This window comes from Moraxella sp. FZFQ2102, from assembly GCF_024137865.1.
GTDB lineage: Bacteria > Pseudomonadota > Gammaproteobacteria > Pseudomonadales > Moraxellaceae > Moraxella.
The window spans coordinates 850455-875942 of sequence record NZ_CP099960.1 but is presented as its reverse complement, the minus strand read 5'-3'; the positions used below and the strand labels follow the sequence as shown (position 1 = coordinate 875942).

Annotated in this window: 20 protein-coding genes; 13 read left to right on the top strand and 7 right to left on the bottom strand. The window is 47.2% G+C overall.

Annotated elements, in window-relative coordinates; translation table 11 throughout:
* Positions 1-44: 44 nt before the first annotated feature.
* Positions 45-1184, bottom strand: a complete 1140-nt coding sequence (gene pstS, locus NGM44_RS04200) for a phosphate ABC transporter substrate-binding protein PstS (protein WP_253224369.1) — start codon at positions 1182-1184, stop codon at positions 45-47.
* Between the two features lie 308 nt (positions 1185-1492).
* Between pstS and NGM44_RS04195 the strand changes: the two genes are divergently transcribed.
* The 5 genes from NGM44_RS04195 (at position 1493) to NGM44_RS04175 (ending at position 5481) form a co-directional block, all read left to right on the top strand.
* The gene (locus NGM44_RS04195) at positions 1493-2311 is read left to right on the top strand and encodes a M48 family metallopeptidase (protein ID WP_253224368.1); all 819 of its coding nucleotides are present in this window, start codon (positions 1493-1495) and stop codon (positions 2309-2311) included.
* A gap of 38 nt (positions 2312-2349) precedes the next feature.
* On the top strand, positions 2350-2670 hold the full coding sequence (locus NGM44_RS04190) for a BolA family transcriptional regulator (RefSeq protein WP_253224367.1): 321 nt from the start codon (positions 2350-2352) through the stop codon (positions 2668-2670).
* Between the two features lie 94 nt (positions 2671-2764).
* The gene (locus NGM44_RS04185; RefSeq protein WP_253224366.1) at positions 2765-3160 is read left to right on the top strand and encodes a hypothetical protein; all 396 of its coding nucleotides are present in this window, start codon (positions 2765-2767) and stop codon (positions 3158-3160) included.
* Positions 3161-3328: 168 nt separating this feature from the next.
* Entirely contained in the window at positions 3329-5026 is a 1698-nt protein-coding gene (locus NGM44_RS04180; RefSeq protein WP_253224365.1) for a SulP family inorganic anion transporter, read from the top strand.
* 122 nt (positions 5027-5148) lie between these two features.
* Positions 5149-5481, top strand: a complete 333-nt coding sequence (locus NGM44_RS04175; RefSeq protein WP_253224364.1) for a beta-lactamase hydrolase domain-containing protein — start codon at positions 5149-5151, stop codon at positions 5479-5481.
* 99 nt (positions 5482-5580) lie between these two features.
* On the opposite strand, the gene NGM44_RS04170 is transcribed toward NGM44_RS04175, so the two are convergent.
* Positions 5581-6309 (bottom strand): RluA family pseudouridine synthase, encoded by a 729-nt coding sequence (locus NGM44_RS04170; RefSeq protein ID WP_253224363.1) that lies wholly within the window; start codon positions 6307-6309, stop codon positions 5581-5583.
* 172 nt (positions 6310-6481) lie between these two features.
* Here NGM44_RS04170 and trxA point away from each other — a divergent pair, with 172 nt between their 5' ends.
* Entirely contained in the window at positions 6482-6802 is a 321-nt protein-coding gene (gene trxA, locus NGM44_RS04165; protein ID WP_078317257.1) for a thioredoxin, read from the top strand.
* A gap of 103 nt (positions 6803-6905) precedes the next feature.
* Here the strand turns inward: trxA and NGM44_RS04160 are convergent, their stop codons facing one another.
* On the bottom strand, positions 6906-7805 hold the full coding sequence (locus tag NGM44_RS04160) for a hydrogen peroxide-inducible genes activator (RefSeq protein ID WP_253224362.1): 900 nt from the start codon (positions 7803-7805) through the stop codon (positions 6906-6908).
* Between the two features lie 203 nt (positions 7806-8008).
* Here NGM44_RS04160 and ahpC point away from each other — a divergent pair, with 203 nt between their 5' ends.
* Positions 8009-8575 (top strand): alkyl hydroperoxide reductase subunit C, encoded by a 567-nt coding sequence (gene ahpC, locus NGM44_RS04155; RefSeq protein WP_253224361.1) that lies wholly within the window; start codon positions 8009-8011, stop codon positions 8573-8575.
* Between the two features lie 281 nt (positions 8576-8856).
* Here ahpC and NGM44_RS04150 read toward each other — a convergent pair whose 3' ends face one another.
* Together NGM44_RS04150 and cysM are read right to left on the bottom strand one after the other, a co-directional pair.
* Entirely contained in the window at positions 8857-9633 is a 777-nt protein-coding gene (locus tag NGM44_RS04150; RefSeq protein ID WP_253224360.1) for a 3'-5' exonuclease, read from the bottom strand.
* A 6-nt stretch (positions 9634-9639) separates the two neighbouring features.
* Entirely contained in the window at positions 9640-10563 is a 924-nt protein-coding gene (cysM, locus tag NGM44_RS04145) for a cysteine synthase CysM (RefSeq protein ID WP_253224359.1), read from the bottom strand.
* A gap of 756 nt (positions 10564-11319) precedes the next feature.
* Here cysM and NGM44_RS04140 point away from each other — a divergent pair.
* Positions 11320-15969, top strand: a complete 4650-nt coding sequence (locus NGM44_RS04140) for an ESPR-type extended signal peptide-containing protein (RefSeq protein ID WP_253224358.1) — start codon at positions 11320-11322, stop codon at positions 15967-15969.
* 154 nt (positions 15970-16123) lie between these two features.
* Complete coding sequence (locus NGM44_RS04135) at positions 16124-17029, top strand: OmpA family protein (protein ID WP_253224357.1); 906 nt, start codon at positions 16124-16126, stop codon at positions 17027-17029.
* A gap of 89 nt (positions 17030-17118) precedes the next feature.
* Here NGM44_RS04135 and NGM44_RS04130 read toward each other — a convergent pair whose 3' ends face one another.
* Entirely contained in the window at positions 17119-18582 is a 1464-nt protein-coding gene (locus NGM44_RS04130; RefSeq protein WP_253224356.1) for an NAD-dependent succinate-semialdehyde dehydrogenase, read from the bottom strand.
* Positions 18583-18757: 175 nt separating this feature from the next.
* Here NGM44_RS04130 and NGM44_RS04125 point away from each other — a divergent pair, with 175 nt between their 5' ends.
* Positions 18758-21676, top strand: a complete 2919-nt coding sequence (locus tag NGM44_RS04125; protein ID WP_253224355.1) for an ATP-binding protein — start codon at positions 18758-18760, stop codon at positions 21674-21676.
* Between the two features lie 96 nt (positions 21677-21772).
* Positions 21773-22360 (top strand): DUF2799 domain-containing protein, encoded by a 588-nt coding sequence (locus NGM44_RS04120; RefSeq protein WP_253224354.1) that lies wholly within the window; start codon positions 21773-21775, stop codon positions 22358-22360.
* Between the two features lie 85 nt (positions 22361-22445).
* Here the strand turns inward: NGM44_RS04120 and tnpA are convergent, their stop codons facing one another.
* Positions 22446-22925, bottom strand: coding sequence for an IS200/IS605 family transposase (gene tnpA, locus NGM44_RS04115; RefSeq protein WP_253224353.1), 480 nt, complete (start codon positions 22923-22925; stop codon positions 22446-22448).
* Between the two features lie 148 nt (positions 22926-23073).
* Here tnpA and NGM44_RS04110 point away from each other — a divergent pair, with 148 nt between their 5' ends.
* Complete coding sequence (locus NGM44_RS04110) at positions 23074-24354, top strand: transposase (protein WP_253224352.1); 1281 nt, start codon at positions 23074-23076, stop codon at positions 24352-24354.
* Between the two features lie 206 nt (positions 24355-24560).
* Positions 24561-25349 carry a bifunctional 2-polyprenyl-6-hydroxyphenol methylase/3-demethylubiquinol 3-O-methyltransferase UbiG gene (locus tag NGM44_RS04105; RefSeq protein ID WP_253224351.1) on the top strand — a complete coding sequence of 263 codons (789 nt, stop codon included), beginning with the start codon at positions 24561-24563 and terminating at the stop codon, positions 25347-25349.
* Positions 25350-25488 lie beyond the last annotated feature (139 nt).

Genomic DNA, 25488 nt, shown 5'->3' with positions numbered 1-25488 from the left:
TCATGGTGCGATGCCATGAACGATTACCACAGATCAGTGCAGAATTACTGCGCTTGATAGACGGCGTTGCCGCTGCCATCTTTGATGTCCGCCCAGCTTTGACGGAAGATATCTACCGCCTTGTCGCTGAATGGTACATAGTCAAGATCGATGGCTGATTGGTCGCCGTTGGTATATGCCCAGTCGAAGAATTTTAGTACATTTGCCACTTGTTCAGGGTTTTGTGGGGTTTTGTGTACTAGGATGAAGGTCGCTGCAGCGATTGGCCATGCGCCTGTGGTTGCTGAGTTGGTCAAGACTTGGTTAAAGCCATTGTCCTTATTCCACTCGATATCACCTGCAGCAGCAAAGCTGTCAGCTGATGGCTGTACGAATTCGCCTGCAGCATTTTTTAGCGAAACATGCGCCATGCCATTTTGCTTAGCGTAGGCGTACTCGACATAGCCGATTGAGTTTTTGATACGGCCGACATAGCTTGCCACGCCTTCGTTGCCTTTACCTGCTGCGCCTGTTGCAGTGGTTGGCCATTTGATTGATTTATCTACACCCACAGTGCTTTGCCAATCTGATGATACTTTGGCAAGATAATCGGTGAAGTTAAAGGTCGTGCCTGAACCATCTGAGCGGAACACGGTGGTGATTTTGTCGCTTGGCAGGTTCAAATCTGGGTTTAGTGCTTTGATCGCAGCATCATCCCAAGTGGTGATTTTGCCAAGATAGATATTTGCCAAAGTCTCACCGTCAAGCTTTAGTGCGCCTGCTTCGATGCCGTCAATGTTCACCACAGGAACGACACCACCGATGACAGTTGGGAACTGGATTAGGTCTTCTTTGTTCAGCTCCTCAATACTAAGCGGTGCGTCTGATGCGCCAAAATCGACGGTCTTGGCGATGATTTGCTTGATGCCGCCTGATGAGCCGATTGATTGGTAATTGACCTGACCGCCATTGGCAGCTTTAAAGTCAGCCGACCATTTGGCATAAATCGGCTGTGGAAAAGAAGCACCAGCGCCTGTGATGTTGATGCCGACTTGCTCCATGCTAGCAGCGGTATTATCAGCGGTACTGGTGGTGGTTGTGGCGGTGTCTGCAGCGGCTGCTTGCTTCTCGGCAGGTTTGCTACAAGCGGCAAGTGCAGTGACCGTCGCCATGCTGATGATTAGGGTTTTTAGTGACAATTTCATTGGGTTTTCCTTATTGAAAAGTGAAAAATAAAACATCTAACAGTGCTTTTGTATGGCTGTCATTTTAGGTATTCTTGATGACAGTTTGATGATAAAATGATGACAATTTGATGAATATTGTGTGACAGTTTGATGACATAGCATATCAAATCGCCGTGATGACGCGTCATGGTGCGTAATGCGTGTTATGAAACTGTCCAGTTTGGTTTGTGAAATTGTAGCTTTTTGTGTTGATGGGCTAGGCGAAAGCACAAGCTTTGGTTATAATCGTCATCAATTGATGATTTTAATAAGAAAAGGAGATAGGTATGCGCACACTAAAAAAACACATGATCGCAACGGCACTGATCGCCACCAGTGCCACAGCAGTCGTGGGCTGCAGTAGCTCGACACAGTCAGGGGTGGTTGGTGCTGATCGTAAGCAGCTGTTATTGGTATCGAGCGATCAGATCATGCAAGCGACCAGTCAGATGTATGCTGAGACCATCAGCGAAGCTCGCCAAAAAGGCACGCTCGATGTCGATGCTGCCCAAGTGCGCCGCCTAAAAAATATCTCCAATCGTCTGATTCCACAGACGAGCATCTATCGTCCTGATGCGGTGAATTGGCGTTGGCAAGTGCATTCGATTAAGTCAAATGAAGTCAATGCCTATGTCATGCCAGGTGGTAAGATCGTATTTTATAGTGGCATCATCGATAAGCTGAACCTGACCGATGATGAGATCGCAGCGATCATGGGGCATGAGATGGCGCACGCATTGCGCGAGCATTCGCGTGAGAAGATGAGCCGTCAGATGGCAACCACAGGTGTGCTTGGCATTGCTGCCAGTGCTTTAGGATTATCAAGCGGTCAGCAGCAGCTAGTGGGTTTGGCGCAGCAGCTTGGTTTGGATTTGCCACATTCGCGCACCCAAGAAGCTGAAGCGGATAAGATTGGTCTTGAGCTGATGGCGCGCGCAGGCTATAACCCAAATGCCGCTGTGACTTTATGGCAAAAAATGAACGCTGCCAACCAAAGTGCGCCGCCGCAGTTTTTGAGTACGCACCCAAGCAGTGGCACGCGTATCAAGAATATGCAAGCGCTGATTCCGACAGTCATGCCGCTGTACCAAGCCGCCAAGCGTTAATAAGCGTTAAGCAGTTATCAGCCAATAAGGATAATACCATGACAACGACCGCTGACGCACTACAGCACGCATTACAAGCACTTGCACCGACGCATATCAGCCTAGAGAACGAAAGCCATATGCACGCAGGCTATTTTGAAGGTAAAGAAAGCCATTTTAAGCTGACCATCGTCAGTGATGCATTCACAGGCTTAAGATTGGCAGCACGCCACCAAAAGGTCTATGCCATCGCCAATCCATTTTTGATGACAAATGGCGGTACGGTGCACGCGCTTGCGATCCATGCTTATACGCCTGATGAGTGGGCGAATATGAGTGCCGCACCTGACAGTCCGCTGTGTGCGTCGCGTCGTACTTGAAGTTGAGAATTTTAGGTCATTGACCATCAGTTGGCTTGATGTATGTGTGTCAAGCTGTTTTCCTTGAGTGTTATCCCTTATTGTAAGGATTGTTATGAAAGCATTAATTTTCGGTGCAGCCGCTGCTGCCGCGGTACTGACAGGCTGTGCATCTACTGGCAAAGTCGCACCACAATACATCAACCCAAACACCTACCAAAGCTATGATTGCCAAAGTCTGCAATCAGAAGTCAGCCGTATTGCCAAGCTTGTGGAACAAACCCAAAACCAACAAGTGGGCTTGTCAGCATCAGGCATCGGCATCGGTCTGACCGGTGGTCGCCATGGCATCTACCCAAGCATCAGCCTAGGCATGGGTGCAGGCAGTGGTCAGCGCGCCGCTAAGCAAAACACCTTGTCACGCCTATATGGCGAGCATGACGCGATGGTTGTTTCTGCACGCCAAAAAGGCTGTGCATTCGCCCAAGGTATGAAAATCTACGGCGAATAATCGTAGTCATCCATAAAAAAGCTTGCACACGCGTTGCAGGCTTTTTTATTGGTTGATTTTCAAGAAAAAGACAAACTCAAGCATACAGATGGGTGAAAACATTGCAAATTGGCACATTTTTACTCATAATACCAGTTTGGTAAAAATAACAACAACGGAAAAACAACCATGCAATGGCGCAGCTTGATACCGACTTGGGCTTTTGATGCAATGGGTGATGTACGCCTAGCGATGAGCGAAGTGCAAGCAGGCGTGATGATGGCGATATTGGTCATTCCGCAGAGCTTAGGTTATGCTGCATTGGCGGGCTTACCGCCGATCATGGGGCTATATACCGCCATCGTGCCTGTGATGGTCTATGCGTGGATCAACTCAAGCAGCACATCATCGGTTGGACCTGTAGCGATCACCGCGATCATGACCGCAGGTGCGCTGTCGAACTATGCTGGTGGCAGCTTGCAGTATATTCAGCTGGCGGTGACACTGGCGTGTATGGTCGGGGTGATTTTGTGCCTAAGTAGCATCATGCGCCTAGGCTGGATCATGCAGTTTGTCAGTCGCGGCGTATCGGCAGGCTTTATCAGTGGGGCGGCGGTGCTGATTATGTTCAGTCAGGTCAAGCATTTGCTTGGTATTCCACTTGTTGGTGATAATCTGATGACCTTGATTGCCACTGGCATGACCAACACCAAGCCTGTGCATACAGCGACCATCATCGTAGGATTGGGCGCATTATTGCTATTGATTATCAGCCGCTATGGTAGCCGTATTGTGTGGGGATGGCTGCCTGCTAAGTATCAAGGTTTTGCCAATCGATTTTTTGTCATCGTGCTGGTCGCAGCATCGATTTGGCTCAGTCATCATTGGGAACTTGGCGCACAAGGGGTGAATGTCCTAAGCGATCTGCCGACAGGGCTGCCCAGTCTTACCCTGCCTACTTTATCCATCTCAACTTTACTTGAGCTGTTACCATCGGCACTTTTGATCGCACTGGTGGCGTTCATCTCAAGCTCGACCATTGCAAGTCAGCAAGCGCGCCTTCGAAAACAGCCGTATAGTGACAACAAAGAGCTGCTCGGGCTTGGGCTTGCCAATGTCGCAAGCGGCTTGTTCGGTGGTTTTGCTGTGGCAAGTGGCATCTCGCGCACGGGGCTAAATCTGTCTGTCGGCTCAAAATCTCAGCTGTCATCGATGGTCTGCGCCTTTGGCGTGCTGCTGATTGTGCTGTTTTTAGGAAAGATGCTCGTTGGCTTGCCCTATGCGATCTTAGCAGCGATCATCACAAGCTCGGTGATCTCGATGGTGGATATCGAGACGCTCAAGCAAGCATGGCGACTTGATAAGATTGACGCTCTGTGTTTTATCATCACTTTTATCATCTGTATCGTCTCTGGGCTGAATATGGGCTTGGTGGCAGGTCTGCTTGCCAGTTTTGCCTTGATGGTGTATCGCACGCACAAGGTGCATATCGCCACGCTTGGGCGCGTCGGTGACAGTGAGCATTTTCGCAATATCGAGCGGCATCAGGTGACGACTTTTGATGGCGTGCTGCTTTTGCGTATTGATGAGAGCTTGTATTTTGGTAATGCTAAGACAGTGCATGATGATTTATTAAAGCTCATCGAATCACCTGATGTGCGCGATGTGGTGCTGGTGATGACCGCGGTCAATCACATTGATTTATCCGCCCAAGAGATGCTAGAAGATCTTAACCAAGAATGCCGACAGCAAGACAAATGCCTGCACTTAGCCGAAGTCAAAGGTCCTGTGATGGATGTCTTGGCAGGCAGTCCTGTGATGCAGTCGCTGTCAGGGCAGGTGTTTTTGAGTGTCAATTTGGCGGTACAGGCGCTTAAACGGTCATAAGCTTATGCCAAATCACCATTGCAAAGTGTGATGGATTTCGCTAATATATTCAAAAATTGCAAATCATCAAGACTATAAAGTCATTTTTGGAATATATAATTGCGAAATTCAGTGAGTGTATTATGAACCATCAAGCCATCACCTTATACAAGCAAATCCATCCTGCACAGTGCCAAACCCTTGCCAATCTTGGCTTTCAAAGCCTGATCAATCTGCGTTTTGATGATGAGATCGATCATCAGCCAAGCAGCCAAACCATCGAGCGCAGTGCCAAGCAAGCAGGCATTCGCTATGCGCATCTGCCGATCGATGGCAGCGCGTGCGTGGACAAAAAAGTGGTGCATGAATTTGCCAAGCTGGTCAGCGAGCTGCCTAAGCCTGTGATGGTATTTTGCGGTACAGGTGCGCGCGCCAAACGCTTGTATCAATGCGCGCTGATTTCTGGATTGATTTGATAATTATTTAATATTAATAATAAAAATATTTATAAAATAAAAAGTTGGGTGCGTTATACGCACCTTTATTATGCAGGGTTTTGAGATTTTTAGTTTAAATCAAAACGGCACATTGCTTTCCCATTCCATCCACACGCCATGTCTAGGATGCTTGAGTCGCAGCTTATGCGCGTGCAGATTCAGCCGTGGTGACAGCTCAAGCGCAGTGTCTTCAGCATAAATCGGATCACCGATCATCACATGACCGATATGCACCATATGCACGCGCAGCTGATGACTTCTGCCGGTGATTGGCTTTAGCGCCACGCGCGTGACAGGGTGCGCCTTGCCTGATGTGTCGCGGCGCAGCTCATGGTGTAGGACTTCATAATGCGTCAGCGCGCGCTTTGACCAGTCGTGATCGACAATATGACGCGGCTTGGTGCTTGGCTCGTAGCGCACAGGCACATCGATGATGCCTTTTTTGTCATCGTGCTGGACTGTGCCCATCACCACGGCTTGATATTCTTTTTGGGGCAGGCGATCGATGAACTGTTTGCTGATGTGCGTCTGTGCATCACTGTGCTTAGCAAAAATAATCAAACCTGAAGTATCCATATCCAGCCGATGAATGAGCTTGATTTCAGGATTGACGCGCAGCAGGCGAGACTGTAAGCTGACCTTGAGCAGGCGACCATCGACGCTCAATAGACCCGCAGGCTTATCCAGCACCCAGATGTCATCATCTTCATAGATGGTGATCGATTTGGCAAAATCTTGAAAAAATTCAATGGCTTGGGTGTCTTCAAGCGCATTCATCTGAGCAATGGCGTCGTCGGTTAAGGTCATAATCGGTTCAGTCAATTGGTATCTTTGATAAAATCAATCACCAAGGCTATGCCATTGGCGATAAAGCCTGTTATTATAGCATGACTTGTGGTGAATCAACCCTTGAAATTTCGCTGCATATCCTTATCTAATGAACATTCCGTTCATTCATACAGTTAAAAGGTAGAACATTATGTCAATCGTAAACGCAACTGATGCCAGCTTTGATGCTGAAGTACTAGGCTCTGATGAAGTGGTTTTGGTAGATTTTTGGGCAACTTGGTGTGGTCCATGCCGCCAAATCGCGCCAATCCTAGAAGAGCTTGCTGATGATTATGCGGGCAAAGTCAAAATCGTCAAAGTCGATGTCGATGCCAACCCAGAATCAGCAGCGCGCTTTGGTATCCGCAGCATCCCGACGCTATTTGTCTTCAAAGGTGGTGAGCGTGTTGAAGCGGTCGTTGGCGGCCGTCCAAAGTCAGAATTTGCGGCATTGCTAGATAAGCATCTGTAATTATTGATAATTTAATTTATTAATAATTTAAAATAAAAATCACCCAAAGTATCAGCAATGGGTGATTTTTTTTAAGCGGTTTAGGCAGCTTATTTGCCAAAAATCACTGCTCAGTCTGTGCCAATGCTCGCCCAAAAATCTCGCTCAACAGCTTAACATCATTGACGCGCGCATAGTTTAGGCGGGTGATAAAGGCAAGTCTGCGGTGCGGGCCTTGTTCGGCTAGGGCGACGGCGCGCACTTTGTTGGTTGCGCTGATTTGATCCAGTGCCATCTTCGGCACAAGCGTCGTGCCCATGCCAGCAAGGCTCATTTGAATCAGTGTGTTTAGGCTGGCATCTGAAAAGCCAGATTTGATCTCATTTTTATTCAGCGAACACACCGACAGTACTTGATCGGTCAGGCAGTGCCCTTCGCCAAGCAGTAATAAATTGGTCTTGGACAAATCATCGCTGTGAATCTTACCAAGCTCGATGTGTGCATCACCTTCGGGCAAGATCGCAAAAAAATCTTCCGCCCAAAACTCAAACGCGTGCAAGCCTTCTAGCGGATAAGGCAGCGCGATGATTGCCGTGTCGATGTGTCCATAGCGTACTTGATCGATCAGGCGTTCGGTTTGTTTTTCGACCACGGACAGCTCAAAGCTTGGGTACTGTTCGCGTAGGGCAGGCAGTACCTTTGGCAGCAGATAAGGCGCGATGGTCGGGATGATGCCGATGGTCATCGGATAGGCAAGCGGAATCTGATGGCTGTGCGCACGCGTGGTCAGATCGCTGATTTCGCTGAACACGCGTTGGGCGCGCTCAAGCAGCTCTTCGCCGATCGGCGTGATCAGCACTTGCTTGTTATTGCGCTCAAAAATCTGTGTATCCAGCTGCTTTTCTAGCTCGGCGATGCCAAGGCTTAGGGCGGATTGGGAGATGTTGCACTCTTCAGCAGCGCGTTTAAAGTGGCGATGCTTGGCGACAGCTAGGGCAAATTCCAGTTGGCGTAGCGTAATCATGGCGATCCTTATGATTGATAATTTTATCCTGCTATTTTACCCAAGTTTGATAAAATAAAACAATAGAATTGAAAGTTTTAACTGTTGAAATTATGTTTTTTTGTTGTATTATAGGGGGTGAGCTAAGGAAAAAGAGGCGGTGCTTGCATTGTTTGGTTTTTCTTAGTTGTTTGTAAATTTAATCAACATAAAAGGATGTCATCATGGCAGCTATCATCAATCAACACATTCCTGAGTTCTCAACTCAAGCCTATGTAAACGGCGAATTCAAAACCATCTCTACTGCTGATGTAAAAGGCAAGTGGGCAATCTTCCTATTCTACCCACACGATTTCACTTTCGTATGCCCAACTGAGCTAGAAGACATGGCTGCTCACTACGATGAGCTAAAAGGCCTAGGCGTAGAAGTATATGCAGTATCTACTGACACTCACTTCGTACACAAAGCATGGCATGACGCTTCTCCAGCGATCTCAAAAGTACAATACCCAATGCTCGGTGACGGTACTGGTGAAATCACTCGTGGCTTCAACATCATGATCGAAGGTCAGCACGCAGCACTACGCGGTACTTTCCTAGTAGATCCAGACGGTCTAATCAAAGTTGCTGAAATCCACGACCTAGGCATCGGCCGTAGCGCAAAAGACATGGTTCGTAAAGTAAAAGCAGCACAATATGTCCGCGAAAACGACGGCGAAGTCTGCCCAGCAGCTTGGGAAGCAGGTCAAGAGACGCTAAAACCAAGCCTAGACCTAGTTGGTAAAATCTAATAGCCTTCCCCAATTGGTTTTTTTTGTGTCGCCAAGTTTGCTCGAAGTATTTCATATGCATCATCGCTCACTTGGCTTAGCAAAAAATCCCAACTGGTATTGGCTAATTTGCCGATAAAAATTCACGCATTGCGTTGATTTTTTACAATCCCTGACTTTGTAAGTTGGGGATTTTGTGTGTTAATTTCGGATAAAAAATAAGCCCATCATCGACGGGCTTGTTGTTCGTAAGCGTAGGACATACGGGCAGGCTGTGCATGGTGATTGCAACAAACCGTTACTCACCGCACCCACGCATCCAAGAATCCTTGATGACGCAATGAGCCATCGGCATTATGCAGTGATTCCACAAAGCCATAAGTCGCATCGATCAGTCCATCAGCGGCAGGCGTGTCCATTTTGCCAGTCAATATCAGCCATCTAAGATAAATCAGCCAAGTGTTCAGCACATCTGACTCGCAGTAGGTAGTGAGCTTTTGCCAGTCGCCTGCTTGTACCATCGGCACGACTTGCGAGCCGTCGATATCGCCTTTGCCAGCAAAGCCACATAGGCTTGCGATGGTGTCGAGCTTTTGGCGTTGATAGCCGTTGTACAAGGACATCTTGTCCATCAGATCAATATGCATCTCGCCATAGCGATACAGATAATCAGGCTTGTGAGCAGAATTAAACAGCGCAGGGGCAGACAGTCTGTGGTGCATGGCTCGGTACATGATGACAGGGATGTCAAAGCCTGCACCGTTCCAGCTGACGAGCACGGGTTTTTTGTCAAAGGCACGCAAAAAAGTCGCCAAAATCTCTTGTTCGCTCATCGTCTCAAGCGATAAGGATTTGAGACGAAAATTCATCCCATCAAACCACAAAAACGACAGACACGCCACCTTGTGCAGGGGCAGACGCATAAAATCCGTCCCTGCTTCAGCCTGACGCAGTGCGGTCAAGGCGGACAGTGCATCGGCATCGTCCAAGTCCTTGAGTGTCGGATACAGACGGCGACCCGTCTCAACATCAGGGATGGTCTCAATGTCAAAGACCAGTATCGGCGATTGGCTATTCATATCGGCTTACTCTGACTCTGATGGTGCATCGACGACACCAAACAGCCCTGTGGATAGATAGCGATCACCACGGTCGCACACGATAAAGGCAATCACGGCATCAGGATTGTCTTTGGCGATCTGATGTGCTGCCCACGCCGCACCGCCTGATGATACACCGCAGAAGATGCCTTCTTCGCGAGCCAGCTTACGCATATAGCGTTCGGCATCGGCTTGGCTGACATCCATGATGGTATCGACCAATGACGCATCAAAAATCCCTGGCAGATATTCGGCAGGCCAACGGCGAATCCCTGCGATGCTTGAAGCGTCATCTGGCTGTAGTCCGATAACTTGGATGGCAGGGTTTTGTTCTTTGAGATATTGGCTCACGCCCATGATGGTGCCTGTGGTGCCCATGCTGCTGACAAAGTGTGTAATCTTGCCATCAGTCTGCTCCCACAGTTCAGGGCCTGTGGTTAGGTAGTGGGCTTGCTTGTTGTCAGCGTTGTTAAACTGATCGAGCACGATACCCTTGCCTTCAGCTTGCATCTGTAGTGCCAGATCTCGTGCTGCTTCCATACCGTCAGCGACTTCGATCAGTGTGGCACCATAGGCGGTCATTGCGTCTTTACGCTCTTGGGTGGAGTTGGCAGGCATCAGCAGTGTCATCTGATAGCCACGCATGGCAGCGACCATCGCTAGGGCAATGCCTGTATTGCCGCTGGTGGCTTCGATGAGTGTATCACCTGGTTTGATATCGCCACGCTGTTCGGCTTGATAGATCATATTAAAGGCAGGGCGATCTTTGACTGAGCCTGCTGGGTTGTTGCCTTCTAGCTTGGCGAGCAGTGTCGCACCTGTGTTCTTGCCAAGTGCGGATAGCTTGACCAGTGGTGTATTGCCCACGCAGTCAGATAGCGTGGTGGTGTGATGGATAAAGTCTGTCATAAGCTTTGCTCTGTCGATATAATGGCAGATTATAGCATATCCATGATAAAAAAAGGCAGTCTGTCGCCCATCTCATCAGCTAGGAATCGCCCCACAAGCCGTCATCTTGTCATACAGATGTCATATTCTCATATTTCGATACATTATTTTTTGTAGATTTTGATTAATATTCCCAATGATTACATTTGATAAAATATATCATGCCATTTGTTCATCATTTCACCAAAAAAATCCCCACCCATCACCACACCACCCAATCTTACTCATAGTCATCAAAACTTGCCAAAAATCAATCATTTGTAAATAATTATGTACTTATAATGACATCACGGTTACACAGATACAGCGTATTTATTATGTTTGAATTGAGTGAATTTTAATCAAATCTCATCAGTAAAACAGGCTTAGATTAAGTTGTTTTTATGTAAATTATGTAACTTTGTGTAAAATTTTGGCAATAAAAAATTGAACAAAATTTATACAAATATATCATAATTTATTGATATAAAACATAATAATAAAATATTAAAAATATATGTTATGTCGTACCAATTTTATACTTTCCGCAGGGGGGGGGTGTGGTAATAATAAATTGTAATGCTATAATGAAGACATTACACTAGCGATATTTTAAGCCATGTTATCGTTAGTTTGGGACGCTTGGGGGGTTACACGGTAGTAAGCATATTAAGCTGATATGTCGCTATCATCACCGAGCAGCAATATCACCTTTTCTTTATTGACGGAAGTGAATTTATGAACAAAGCTTTTAAAGTTATCTGGAACCATGCCACCCAAAGCTGGACGGCAGTTTCGGAAATCGCGCGTGCCAAGGGCAAAACTAAATCGGTAAAAACCGCCAAAACTGTCCTAGCGGCAGCAATTACCACTGTAGCAATCAGTGGCACTGCACAAGCGGCAACAGCAACTGCAGATACGCCACAATCTGGCACAACACTTATCGATACTTCTCCAGAAGGTGCAATTGCGATTGGTGCTGGTGCTAAAACCTTAGCACCAGGTGATAATGCTTGGGGATCAATTGCAATTGGTAAAAATGCAACAGCAAAAGGCGTTCTTTTGGCCGGAGGTGGTGAGCTGCCAGCTATCGCAATTGGTCAAGATGCTAGTGCTATTGATTCAGGTACTGCATTGGGCTTAAATGCTAAAGCAGACAATGGACAACAAGCCGTCGCAATTGGTACGAATGCCAACGCATCTGCTGACCGCTCAGTAGCAGTGGGTGTCGCAACCCAAGCGACAGCTCAGCAAGCAGCTGCAATGGGCTGGAATGCGAAGGCATCAGGCGTATCGTCTTTATCACTCGGTACGAACTCAACATCTTCTGGTGATTATTCGGTTGCTATTTCTGGTAACTCTACTTCATCGGGTGCATACAGCATTGCAAATGGTTATTATGCAAATGCAGCAGGAAAAAACTCAGTTGCTGTCGGTGCTCAAACTGGTGCGGGTGCTGAGCGTGCAACAGCGGTCGGTTATTATTCAAAAGCACAAGCGCTAGATGCAGCGGTGCTTGGTTCGGTTGCTAATGCATCAGCTGTCAATGCAACAGCTATCGGTCGCTTTGCCAATGCAATGAAAACTGACAGTATTGCAGTTGGTACTTTTACACATACGCCTACAGTAGAAGCAGTGGCAATCGGTACTAATTCTGCAACAGGTGTTACCCGTGCCGAATGGGATAATCTAAATGCTCTGCACGAAGCTCGTCTAGAGCAAGATGAAATTTGGGCAAAAGCCGTTGCTGATGCAGATGCCCAAGGCTTGACAGGGGCAGCGCGTGAAACTTACCTAGACCAATATCGCCCTGCACGTAACGCTGCTCACGGTGCTGAAAATGCCGCACGCTCTGCCCTTGCAGCTGCTACAACAACTAAAGGTGAGATTGTTATTGGTTCACACAGCCTTGCCAAAGGCAATGACTCAATCATCGTAGGTAACAACAATACCATTACAACTGCCAATACTTTTGTACTAGGTAAAGGTATCAACCGTGGTGCAGATTTGACCACAGATGGCTCAGGCACAGTAGCAAACTCTGTCTATCTAGGCAATGAGTCAGAAGCGACTGCGGGTAAAGCTGTTGGTACGACATTGTTAAAAATTAACCAAGAAGCTGGTGGCACAACGACTACAGCAGGTGATACAGGCACTGTAACTAATGCAACTGTTGGTGGTGTAACCTATGGTGGCTTTGCAGGTGCAACAGCAAATGGTGTTGTCACTGTAGGTGCGTCAGGTGCAGAACGCCGTATCCAAAATGTCGCTGCAGGTGAAATCTCTGCCACTTCAACTGATGCAATCAACGGCTCGCAATTGTATCTAGTGACAAAAGGTACATTGGATCAATTCCCAGTGATCTATACCGATGCTGATGGCAATAAACTGGTCAAAGCACCGGATGGTAATTTCTACCCAGCAGATACTGTATTGATCGATGGTAAATACTACCCACGAGGTACAACGCCAGAGCAAGTTGCAGACGGCACAGCGACGCCAGCGACCCCAGTCGATGCAGGTGATGTGATTGCTTCGATGAATGATGGTGATAATGTTGCAGATTCACCAAAAACTTTGGCTAATGTCAAAGGCAACTTGACGCCGACTTATAATGTGGGCGACATGACAATCAATGCAACAACTGGAGTACCTAGTGATGTTGCATCAACGGAATACACCAAGTCACAAACAGGTCCAAATGCGACCACAGCTGCTGCGATGTACAATAATGCAGCGACTGTGGGCGATGTTCTAAATGCTGGCTGGAACCTAAAAGTCAATGATGAAGCTGTGGACTTTGTTAAGCCATACGACACCGTTGCTTTTGTCAACGGTACTGGTACAACTGCTCGTATTGATTACACCAACGGCACTCAAAGCAATATTACCTTTGACATCAATGTTGATGGCACCACCACCGAAATCACTTATGTGGATGCCGCTGGTAATACTGTGACAAAAGTTGGTGATAAATTCTACAACCCAGCTGATCTAAATGCAGATGGTACACCAAAAGCTGATGCAAAACCGGTTGAAAATGTGGTAAGTCGTATTTCTGCAATCGCACCAACATTTACCGCTAACGCAGATCCAGCAAATGCAACCACATCAGGTCTGAACTTTGTGAATACACCAACAACCTCAGTAAAAGTTGATGGTAACAATGTCACCGTAGATGTGAACACAGGTGTTATCAACCCTGAAGAAGTGGATGGTGTACAAACTGGTAAAGTTACAGGTCCTGTAACTCCAGCATTGACTGAAGCTCTAGAAGCAGCTGAAGAAGCTCTAGCAGCACTACCTGATACTGCAACTGAAGCTGAGAAGAAAGCAGCTCAAGATGCCGTAGATGCGGCACAAGCTGCGATCACAAACGCAGGTAATGCAGTTGCGACAGCTCAAAATGTTGCTGATATGATCAATGCATCAGGCTGGAATACCAACTCAACCACAGCAACAGGTGGTGCAAAAAATACTTTGGTTAACCCAGGCGATCAGGTGAACTTCGAAGCTGGTAACAATATGCAAGTTACTCAAGAGATCAATACGACTACAGGCGTGATTTCTTATACCTATGCAACCAAAGATGATCTTGTGCTGAATAGCACAACCATCGGTGGTTCTTATACGAATGAAGCAGGCGAGCTGATCACTACTAGCCCAATCACCATCATGACTACGCCTGAAGGTAAGAATGTGATCAATAACTTGACCACTGTCTTGCCACCGACGACAAGTATTGGTGACAATCCAACCAAGACGCCGACAAAAGATGATGGTTCGCCATTCACCGCACAAGATGCGCAAGATCTTGCCAAGACTTCAGGCACTAATGCAGCAACCCTAGGTGATGTCCTAAATGCAGGCTGGAACCTAAAAGTCAATGATGAAGCTGTGGACTTTGTTAAGCCATACGACACCGTTGCTTTTGTCAACGGTACTGGTACAACTGCTCGTATTGATTACACCAACGGCACTCAAAGCAATGTTACCTTTGATATCAATGTCGATGACAAGACCATCACCATCGGCGAAGATGGCAAGCTAACCGCCATCACACCTGCGCCAGTGATTATCACCAAAGAAGGTCCGATCAACCTTGAGAATACCAATACGACAAGAATTGAAGTCAATCAAACCACAGGTAATGTCTCGGTAAATGTCAATACGGGTACATCAAAAGTTGATGAAAATGGTAAAGCTGTACCAAATACAACGGTGGATGCAGGTCGTATAGCGACTATCGGTGATATCACAACTACCATTAATCAAACTGGCTGGAATGTCCTAAATAATGCAGGTGAGCGTGTCGATCGTGTCAATCCTGCTGACAATGTACAGTTCAAACAAGGTACAGGCACTCAAGTTACGGTCACTTCAGAAGATGGCAAGACAAGCGTTGTGACTTATTCCACCAAGATTGATGGCAAGACCATCAAAGCAGATACCAATGGTACACTGTATGTAGATATGCCTGCACCGACCATCATCACCAAAGATGGCACGCTGAACTTTGAAAACACTGAAACAGCAACCATCGTAACCAACCCAACGACGGGCAATATTTCAGTCAAGGTTGAGACAGGTGTTGCATCAGTGAGTGATGGCGCTGCAAAAGATGCAGATGGCAAAACAGTACCAGCAGGCAAGGCAATCGCTGATGCGAATAATGCCAATAAAGTTGCAACTGTGGGTAATATCGTCGATGTAATCAATAATTCGGGCTTTGGTCTATTGGCAAATGGCACGAATGCAAGCACGGTCAATCCAGGCGACACAGTTGATCTGAAAAACACAGATGGTAATGTTGTCATCACTAAAGCTGCTGATAGTAATGATGTTGAGTTTAATTTAGCAAAAAATATTACCATTGGACAGTCAGTCACAGCACCAACAGTCAATGTCGGTGGTGATGCAGGCAACACAGCTCTAACCACGGTCGCAGGCGGCAACTACAACAGCGCAGGTCAGAAGATCGATGATACTGCTGTACCAGCCCTAAGCGTCGGCGGTAGCCAAATTACCAATGTCGCAAATGGTGCGATCAGCCCATCATCGACTGATGCGATCAATGGTAGCCAGCTGTATGCCGTACAGAACAACTTCAATCAGCAAATCGGCGCTGTCAATAATCGTATCGATGACCTAGACTCGAACCGTAAGGCGGGCTCGGCATCAGCGATGGCAGCAGCGGGCTTGCCACAGGCATACCGTGAAGGTCAGTCAGGCTTCGTAGCGGCTGTCGGTCAGTACGAAGGTGAAACTGGTGTGGCAGTAGGCTTCACATCGATCTCGGATAATGGTAAGTGGCTATTCCGTGGTGCGTACTCAACCAATACCCAAAATGAAAATGCGGGTAACTTAGGCTTGGGTTACTTCTGGTAATTATTTGTAATTACTTGTAATCACTTTGTATAATTGCAGAAATCTTACAGATATTTTCTTGAATATTTCTGCCAAATAATTGTATAATCGTATCAGGTCATCTTAGTCTTTTAGATGACTTGATGCCCAATCCTCCATTGTAAGGAATTTTTTTATGAAAACCATCTACAAAGCCCTAGCAGTCTCAGCACTAGCTGCTGCCATGACTGCTTGTGGTACTACCCCAACCAAAGTCACCGCTGAAGGTACAACTGATAACCCAGTATGGCCTCGTTGGGACTCTGTCACCTTTGACAAAAACCGTGGTACTTTCCCAAATCTTGCCAGCCTAAAAGAAGTCAAAGCTGGCATGACCAAAGACCAACTATACCAACTACTTGGCCGTCCACACTATGATGAAGTATGGCGTCCACGCGAGTGGAACTATCTATTCCACTTCCATACCCCAGGTGTGGGTACCGATGATGTGACCACTTGCCAATTCAAAGTCTTATTTGATAAAGACAAGTTCACCCGTACCTTCTACTGGAACCCAGTAGATCCTGTGGATGGTGCTTGCCCACCAGCACAACCAGCGCCAGAAGTCATTGTAAAAGAAGTGCCTGCACCAGTTGCACCAGCACCAAAAGCACCAAGCCTACAACGCTACACGCTAAATGCTGACGCTCTGTTTGCTTTCGACAAGCACACTCTAAACGATATGCTACCAGCAGGTCGTCGCGACCTAGATGAGCTAGCAGCTCGTCTGAAGACTTTCGACCAACTAAACGGTCTGGTCGTTACTGGTCATACTGACCTACTAGGTACTGATGCGTACAACCAACGCCTATCACAAAACCGTGCTAAGACTGTGGTGAACTACCTAGTCAGCCAAGGCATCCCAGCGAACCTAATCCGTTCATACGGTGCAGGCGAAACTGAACAAATCAAAGCCTGTGATATGAAACTACCACGCCCACAACTGATCGAATGTCTACAGCCTAACCGCCGTGTGACTGTCGATGTAGATGGTTCAGGTATCCTAAATCCAGGTGAAACTGCACCAGTGATTCGCCCATAAGGCAATCACAAATGCAAACCCAAGACACATAGCGGTCTTAAAACAAAACCCCAAATCGATGATTTGGGGTTTTGTTTGTGTGGTGAATACTAACTAATATCCGCACACCAATATTTGATGGTGATGTATTCTTCGATGCCGTATTTTGAGCCTTCACGCCCAAAGCCTGACTGCTTGACACCGCCAAAGGGGGCAACTTCGGTGGATAGCAGCCCTGTGTTTTGGGCGACCATGCCATATTCCAAAGCTTCAGATACTCGCCACGAGCGACCCAGATCATTGGTATAAAAGTATGCTGCCAAGCCATAGATGGTATCGTTTGCCATAGTGATGACTTCTTCTTCGCTTGAGAAGGTGAATACGGGCGCAATTGGGCCAAAAATCTCTTCACGGTAGATGTCCATCTCAGGGGTGATATCACTGATGATGGTTGGGTTGAAGGTTAATTTACTGGCATCATTTTTGTCGCCACCGGTGATGAGTGTTGCACCTTTATCCAAAGCATCGTTTAATAGATGTTCCACTTTCTGCAAGGCTTTATCATTGATGAGCGGCCCGACTTCCACGCCTGATGTCATGCCGTTACCGACTGTTAGGGCATCAACTTTTTCTTTAAAAATTTCTAAGAATTTATCTTTGATGCTGTCTTGGACATAGACACGGTTGGCACAGACGCAAGTTTGCCCTGCGTTGCGGTATTTTGAGCCAATCAAGCCAGTAGCAGCTTTTTCAAGGTCAGCATCTTCAAAGACGATAAATGGGGCATTACCGCCAAGCTCTAGTGAGAGTTTTTTGACGGTGCTGGCACATTGCTCCATCAGTAGGCGACCGACAGCGGTCGAGCCTGTAAAGGATAGCTTATGAATGCGTTCATCTTTGGTTAGCACGCTGCCGATGGTTGGGGCATCGCCTGTGACGATTTGCAGTACGCCTTTGGGCAGACCGGCTTGTTCGGCAAGTACCATCATGGCGATGGCAGAAAATGGCGTTTGGCTATCTGGCTTGACAATCATAGTACAGCCAGCTGCGAGTGCAGGAGCGGCTTTACGAGTAATCATCGCCGCTGGGAAATTCCACGGGGTGATGGCAGCACAGACACCGACAGGCTGCTTTAGGATGGTGTAGCGTAAGGCAGGGTTGGTGGCTGCCATGACATCACCATAGACACGCTTGCCTTCTTCGGCAAACCAACGGATAAAGCTGTTGGCATATGCCACTTCGCCACGAGCTTCACTCAGCGGCTTGCCTTGCTCAAGCGTCATAATGATCGCCAAATCATCAATATTGGCATCAATCAAATCTGCCCATTTGTGCAAAATCTCGCCACGAGCCTTGGGGGTGAGTCTTGCCCATGTTTTTTGGGCAGTATCGGCAGCAGTAACCGCAATACGCACTTCATCGGCGGATAAATCAGGCACACAGCCAAGATACGAGCCATCAAATGGATTGGTGATGTCAATGGTTTTGCCACTTTGGGCGGTTGTCCATTTGCCATCTATGTGGCAGGCTTCGCGGATAAGAGTGGGGTTGTTTAGGTGGTTGGCAAGTGTCATGGCGCATTCCTTATTATAAAAAGTGGTCTTGCTAAGCATAAGCCGCTACAGGCATTATATCAAATCTATGTCACATCTTGGCAGAATAAAAAGCTGTGATGCCACGATCAGTAAAATGATGCTTTTTTTACAAATTTTTGATATAGTGCTTACAAATAATCAATGTAGCGCGATTATGTCGATTGAGAAAAGTTATGGCGTCAAAAGCGCCTATGGACAGCTGATTTTATTGGTGTTTTTGCCGATTGTGGTGTTGGCGTTGGTGGGTTCGTATCTGGTGATGAGCGAGACGCGGCGCGCGATTTTGTCCGAGCAAGATGCCTTGGCGCAGGCGGCGTTGGTGCGCTATGAGCCGATCGTGCGTCCGCTGTTGATGGATCTGGAAAAAGCACAAGCCCTGCTGAATCTACAGATCGAAGAGATGAACCAAAGCAGCACGCTCAGCACCATCACACCGATGCCAAGCCCCACGGTTGCGACCGAGCATTGGCTCAATCAGCTGCAACAATCGCGCAGTCAGCATGTGCTTAGGGTCGCGGTGATGGATGAAGTTGGGCGCGTGCTGATCACCACAGGGATGCAGTCGGACAGCTCGTGGGGTGCGTTCGATACGCACGCCAAGAAAATCATGCGCCATCCGACCGTCGTCGGCACAGCGTATGGCACGCCGATTATTTTTAATAATAAGCGCTACTGGCTGTTCGTGGATATGGACAAGCAGCCTTTGATCATCGCGTATTATCGTGTGGCACTGGCGCTTGCGACGACAGGGCTTTTAACGATTTTGCTGCTGCTGTTGATTTTGAATATCTATTCTAAGCGATGGATCGCGCCGATTTATGAGATGCGCCTGTATCTGCAACGACTCACCGCCGATCAATTATCCAAAAAACCCAAGCTTAAGACCAATGGCGAATTTGCGCTGCTGCTTGATGATTTTTCACGCGCGATTAAGCGGCTTGACACCAGTTTTACTGAGCTAAAAACCCACGCCGAAGAGACCGAACGCGACTTGCAGCAGGCCTTTGATGAGATGGAAATGCAGAACATCTCCATTCGTAATGCGCGCGACGCCGCCGTATCAGCAAGCCAAGCCAAGACCGCGTTTCTTGCTAATATCAGCCATGAGCTGCGCACACCGCTGAACAGTATTGATGGTTTTATCAACTTACTTGCGCGCAAATCAGGTCTATCAAGTGAGCAGGATCTGTATGTGCAAACGATCAAAAAATCCAGCGCGCATTTATTGGCCTTGGTAAATGATGTATTGGATTTTTCGAAGATCGAAGCAGGCAAGCTTGAATTGGATCGCCATGATTTTGATCTGTATTCGGTGGTCTATGATGTCGTTGATATGCTGTCACCTGCCGCATTAGAAAAGCGGCTGCGCTTGGCGGTGCTGTTTTATCGTGATGTGCCGACGACGGTGGTCGGTGATAGCCTGCGTGTGAAGCAAATCTTAACCAATCTGGTGGGCAATGCCATCAAATTCACCGATATGGGCGGTGTGATCGTGCGTGTTGGGCTGTCTGAGAAAACAGGCTTGTTGCACATTTCGGTCGAAGATACGGGTAAGGGCATCAGCGAAAGTGATAAAGCGCAGCTGTTCCAAAGCTTTAGCCAGGGCGATCTGTCGGTCACGCGTCGTTATGGTGGCACGGGACTTGGCTTGGTGATCTCCAAGCAGCTGACGCTACTGATGGGTGGCTCGATTGGGTTTTTTGATAATCAAAGCGAAAACATCGCCAATGCAGGCGCGACCTTTTGGTTCGAGATGCCAACAGACATCGGTGGCACAGGTGATCAAGGTGATACGACCTTGTTATCTTGCGTGCCGACTTTGCCTGCGATGAATGTGCTTGTATGGATCAACCATGCGCCAGCGCTGCAAGTCTTACGCGCAAGCTTGGCAGAGACACCGGTGAATATCACCATTGCCATTGGTCTGGCTGACTTATTAGAACAACTTGATAAACAAGAAGTGCGGTTTGATTGGGTGTTGGTTGATTATTTCGGTCAAGATGCCGCCAAAGATGATGTCGGTGCGATTCTGCGTCAGATTCGCTTGCGTTATACAGGTAAGCTTGCTAGCTATGGTTATCAAGTCGGCATGGATGCAGATTTATTAGAAAAATATAAAACTCACGGGCTGTATGAGCCGATGGATGCGCGTCAGTTGTATGCATTATTTAGCAATCAAATCGACACCGCCATCAGCCAAAGCACTCGCCAAGCGCGCTTTGATGGCTGTCGTGTGCTCGCTGTCGATGATCATTTGCCAAATCTGCTGGTGCTCGATGCACTGCTTGGTGAGCTTGGCATCGAAGTGGTGACAGCAAGCAGCGGTTTTGATGCCATCGAAATGATGACCAATAGCATCACAGGTGCCAGCCCGCCGATTGATTTGGTGTTTATGGATGTGCAGATGCCGAGAATGTCAGGGCTTGAAGCGTCGATTCAGATTCGCAAGATCGAGCAGGCGCATCTGTCTGAGCCTGTGCCGATCGTGGCTTTGACCGCGCATGGACTGTCCGATGAGAAAGACCGCTTGGTCTCAGCGGGACTCAATGACTATGTCGGCAAGCCCATCGGGCAGGTACAACTGGTGCAGACTTTGCAAAAATGGCTGTCGCGTCATGCCAGTGAAATCGACGATCTGGACGATGCTGCAGATATTTTTGGTGCGATGCCCCAAGAACCGATCGTCGCCCAAGATACACCGCCAAGTCATGCGCTGGCGGATGTCGATTGGGCAGATGCGTTGGCGCGTTCGGCGAATAAGCCTGAGCTTGCGATGAAGCTATTGGGTATGCTCATCGACAGCGCCGATAGCGAAAAACAAGCCCTAGAGCGCGCATGGGCGGATCGCGAGCGTGATAAATTGGCACAAATCAGCCATCGCATGGTCGGTGCGTCGCGCTATTCGGGCGTACCACGACTGCGTGCGGCGGCAGAAGCCTTTGAAAGTAAATGCCGCGCTGATGTCGATGCGGTCAGTGCAAGTCAGTTCATCGCCATGCGCCCAGAATACCGCGCGCTCATCGATGCGCTCGATGCCCTGCAAGCGGTGGATTTGCAGGCGATCGATCAGTAACTTTGGCTTAAAAATCGATGGGATTTTCCCCAAAAATTTGCTACAATGATGCGTAGTAAAGTTAATGATACTCAGAACTTTTGCTAAGGAATGGATATGATGAAAGTGGTGGTTTATGCGACAGCTCTTGCGATGATGGCGACAGTGGCAGGGTGTGCGTCCTTGTCCAAGGCAGAATGCCAAGTCGCAGACTGGCTACAGATCGGCGAACGCGATGGCTATCAAGGCTATGACTGGGGTCGTATCGCAGACCATGCCAAAGCCTGCGCCCGTGTCGGCGTCGTACCTGACCAAAAAACATGGGAGCAAGGACGACAAAAGGGCCTAAAGACCTATTGCACCATGCCGAATGCCTATCGCCGTGGGCTTAGCGGCAACTATCTGAACGATGTCTGCCCAGTCGAGATCCAAGAAGATCTGAACATCGCCAACCGATATGGTCATAACATCTATAAGCTGCGCAACATGGTCGATAGTGGCAAACGCGACTTAAAAAAACTACAAGATCAGCTTAAGAAACTTCAAGAAGGCGACAATCTGGAATTTAAGAGCGAAAAAGAAGCGCGCGCTTATATGCTTGAGCTGCCAGAGAAAATCCGCAAGCTTGAGAACGACATCAGCCACTATGAGAGCGAGGCAAACCGTGTCAAAGCCATCGGAGACAGACGCTTTTTGGTATATTAACAATTTGCTTATAGATGGTTTGTTAATGGTTTGATATCATGCACTTTTTGTTCATTGAACACCCCCGCCCCGCATTCCCCATCCTTTAGGTCGGGGTCAAGGGGCGTTGTTTTCTGTTCGGTTTAGCAGCCCTTTGTGAGCGCTTGGCAGCGTCCTCTGAGACTGGTCGCTGCTGATGTTCTATATACTGTTTAACAGTGTCTAAGGTTGCACTACCCACCGATACACAGCAATAACTACCAGACCAGAAATGATGACCCCATAGATAGGGTTTTATTCTATCCAGATAGTGCTTTTTTAAACTGTAGGCGCTTTTGCCTTTAAGTTTACCCACCACATTGCTGACAGCGTGCTTTGGAGGGGTGCTGATTAGTATGTGGATATGGTCGTCTTCACCATTAAACTCATGCAATTCACAGTCCATCTGTAAGCAGGTTTCTTTGATAACCGCCTCACAGTGTTTTAGCAGCTCATCATCAAACACGCCACGACGGTATTTTGTGACAAACACAAGATGATAGGTATTTTTAAAAACGCAGTGTTTTCCAGTTCGCCATTCGTACATAATATGCTTTCACTAGATTGTTTTACCTGATATTATATGCTATAATCACCACATAATCAACCACTGGTATTTCTTGTTTCTTATGCTCACTGGCGTTAAATTCCAAGCACACCCGACAGATGAATTAAGACTCATCCTAAGTTGATGGATGGGCTGTCAGCGTGCTATCTGGAATGCCAAAGCACAAGAAGATGTTTACTACCGTGGCTTATGTCGTAAATTCTTCCCCAAAGAATATGCCTATGGATTACATGATCAAAGCTATTCTCAGTATAAAGACAAAGAATTAACACCGTGGTTCTATGATGTTCCCAGTCAAATTCTAAGAAACGGTGCTGTCCGTTGGTATCAAACCTTTATTAACTTTCTGCGTGGTGTCTGCGGTCGTCCAAGATTTCACGCTAAGAAAGACAAAGCCTCTGTTTATATCACCAGTGAATTGTTTCGGTTCGTTAAACACCCAAAATCAGGTGAAACCTGTATTGAGCTTGGCACAAAATCCAAGCCCATTGGGTTGCTTAAATTCAGCGCACATCGAGATTATGAGTTTCCACGCTCAATTACGGTTAGTAAGCGTCGTGGTCGCTGGTCAGTGTCATTTAATTACACAGATCCACTGATTGATGATGCTATGATATTAAGCTTAGAACAACAGCTAGAACAATTACGCACATTAGATGCAGAAGATTTGGATAAACTCACCCTTGGCATGGATCGGGGTGTTGCCATTACTTGTGCGACCAATGATAAAGGTTTGGGCAATGACGGTAATTTTAGTTACTCCGACAAGCAATTACAGCGATTTAAACAGTTGCAAACCAAACTAAAACGATTGCAGCGCAGACTATCACGCCAAGTCAAAGGCTCAAATCGCTACAACAAAACCAAATTTCATCTATCCAAAGCGCATGAACAAATAGCCAACATCCGTATTGAGTTTGCACATCAAACTTCAAGAAAGATTGTGGATAGTGATAATCAAGTCTTTGTGTTAGAAGACTTAAAAACCAAAAACATGACCAAACGCCCAAAGCCAAAGCGTTGTGAAAAGACAGGTAAGTTTTTATACAACGGTGCTAGTAAGAAAGCAGGTTTAAACAAAGCGATCTTACATGCTGGTTGGTACAGGATCGGTCTGTTTGTGACTTATAAAGCCGCTAAACTTAATAAAGCGGTGTTTAAAGTCCCTGCGCATCACACTTCTCAAGAGTGTGCCTTCTGTGGCCACACTCACCCAGATAACAGACAAACACAAGACAAATTTGTTTGTCTAAGCTGTGGACACGCTGAGAACGCTGACACCAATGCAGCGAAAGTGATTGCCAAGCGAGCAATTAAGCTCATTAAAGACACTGGAACGGTGTTGGATGGTAACTTGCTGACTACAGAAGATGCACTAGCCAAAAAAAGGCAAACGCAGAAAGCCTAACTCAGTAAAACCATCTACTGGACGAGCAAGGAGCGTGGAGGGGATATAAGACGACTGGAGCCCTGCGAAAGTCGCAACCCCGAGGGTAAGGATACCCTGTGTCAGTAACTAAGCGTTACTGACATAAGAACCGTCAAAAAAGAATAAGTCTTTGACTTAGGAAGCCACGCCCTTTAGGGGGTGGTAGTTCACATAAAGAGAATGGTATGACACAGTATGTTTGGCAGCGCGCGAGCAATGGCTTGACTTATGATGATAATCCGCGCCCTGAGTGCTTGGCATTGCTTGAGCGTGCGCCGATGCGCGTTTTGGACATTGGTTGTAATGTCGGTTCGGTCGGTCGCGAACTGAAACGCCGCTATCCTGATGTGCATTTGGTTGGCTGTGAATTTAATGCCCAAGCAGCCGAAATCGCCGCCAAAGATTACCACTTGATTATCCAAGAAGATGTGACCAAAGCAGATTTGGGCAGTTATGGCATTGATACACCGTTTGATATGGTGTGTTTATTTGATGTTTTAGAGCATCTTTATAATCCTTGGGAGTTATTGCAAGATCTGCAAGATAAAGTCAGTGACGATGCGCAGGTCTTGGTCAGCTTGCCCAATGCGTCCAATTTGTTGGTGCTGCTCGACGCAGTGCGTGGTCATTGGCGTTACCAAAACTATGGCTTGCTGGATTTTACGCACATTCGATATTTTACTGATTTTGATGCGCGCAAAATGTTTTATCAAACAGGTTTTCGCGTCAAGCAAATGCAGATGAGTACCTTTGGCATGGCGGCTGAGATTTATCATCAGCTCAAAACGGCGACTTTCCCAACGCAGGTGACGGTTGATAAACTGTCGGTGCAAGTTGAGAGTGTTGATGATTTGCTTAGACTGTGCGCTGTTCAAAATCTGTATCATCTTACCCCGCATCGCGGTCAAGTGGAGGAGGGGGAGCGGCACTGGATGAGTGCAGAATACCCACCAACCTTCGCGTTCGGTGGCTAACCACTCCCAAGTATCCAAGCATTGGGCTGAAAATCACGAAATTTTCAGCCTTTTTTATCATTATCTACAACTTCTTTTGTTATTGCCCAAAATTTCGCCCTAATTTTCTGTTATAATAATCAGCATTTCATTTTGTCAA

Excerpts from the sequence above, each read along its gene's own strand:
- pstS (WP_253224369.1), bottom strand. The coding sequence starts at position 1,184 with ATGAAATTGTCACTAAAAACCCTAATCATCAGCATGGCGACGGTCACT.
- NGM44_RS04195 (WP_253224368.1), top strand. The coding sequence starts at position 1,493 with ATGCGCACACTAAAAAAACACATGATCGCAACGGCACTGATCGCCACC.
- NGM44_RS04190 (WP_253224367.1), top strand. The coding sequence starts at position 2,350 with ATGACAACGACCGCTGACGCACTACAGCACGCATTACAAGCACTTGCA.
- NGM44_RS04185 (WP_253224366.1), top strand. The coding sequence starts at position 2,765 with ATGAAAGCATTAATTTTCGGTGCAGCCGCTGCTGCCGCGGTACTGACA.
- NGM44_RS04180 (WP_253224365.1), top strand. The coding sequence starts at position 3,329 with ATGCAATGGCGCAGCTTGATACCGACTTGGGCTTTTGATGCAATGGGT.
- NGM44_RS04175 (WP_253224364.1), top strand. The coding sequence starts at position 5,149 with ATGAACCATCAAGCCATCACCTTATACAAGCAAATCCATCCTGCACAG.
- NGM44_RS04170 (WP_253224363.1), bottom strand. The coding sequence starts at position 6,309 with ATGACCTTAACCGACGACGCCATTGCTCAGATGAATGCGCTTGAAGAC.
- trxA (WP_078317257.1), top strand. The coding sequence starts at position 6,482 with ATGTCAATCGTAAACGCAACTGATGCCAGCTTTGATGCTGAAGTACTA.
- NGM44_RS04160 (WP_253224362.1), bottom strand. The coding sequence starts at position 7,805 with ATGATTACGCTACGCCAACTGGAATTTGCCCTAGCTGTCGCCAAGCAT.
- ahpC (WP_253224361.1), top strand. The coding sequence starts at position 8,009 with ATGGCAGCTATCATCAATCAACACATTCCTGAGTTCTCAACTCAAGCC.
- NGM44_RS04150 (WP_253224360.1), bottom strand. The coding sequence starts at position 9,633 with ATGAATAGCCAATCGCCGATACTGGTCTTTGACATTGAGACCATCCCT.
- cysM (WP_253224359.1), bottom strand. The coding sequence starts at position 10,563 with ATGACAGACTTTATCCATCACACCACCACGCTATCTGACTGCGTGGGC.
- NGM44_RS04140 (WP_253224358.1), top strand. The coding sequence starts at position 11,320 with ATGAACAAAGCTTTTAAAGTTATCTGGAACCATGCCACCCAAAGCTGG.
- NGM44_RS04135 (WP_253224357.1), top strand. The coding sequence starts at position 16,124 with ATGAAAACCATCTACAAAGCCCTAGCAGTCTCAGCACTAGCTGCTGCC.
- NGM44_RS04130 (WP_253224356.1), bottom strand. The coding sequence starts at position 18,582 with ATGACACTTGCCAACCACCTAAACAACCCCACTCTTATCCGCGAAGCC.
- NGM44_RS04125 (WP_253224355.1), top strand. The coding sequence starts at position 18,758 with ATGTCGATTGAGAAAAGTTATGGCGTCAAAAGCGCCTATGGACAGCTG.
- NGM44_RS04120 (WP_253224354.1), top strand. The coding sequence starts at position 21,773 with ATGATGAAAGTGGTGGTTTATGCGACAGCTCTTGCGATGATGGCGACA.
- tnpA (WP_253224353.1), bottom strand. The coding sequence starts at position 22,925 with ATGTACGAATGGCGAACTGGAAAACACTGCGTTTTTAAAAATACCTAT.
- NGM44_RS04110 (WP_253224352.1), top strand. The coding sequence starts at position 23,074 with ATGGGCTGTCAGCGTGCTATCTGGAATGCCAAAGCACAAGAAGATGTT.
- NGM44_RS04105 (WP_253224351.1), top strand. The coding sequence starts at position 24,561 with ATGACACAGTATGTTTGGCAGCGCGCGAGCAATGGCTTGACTTATGAT.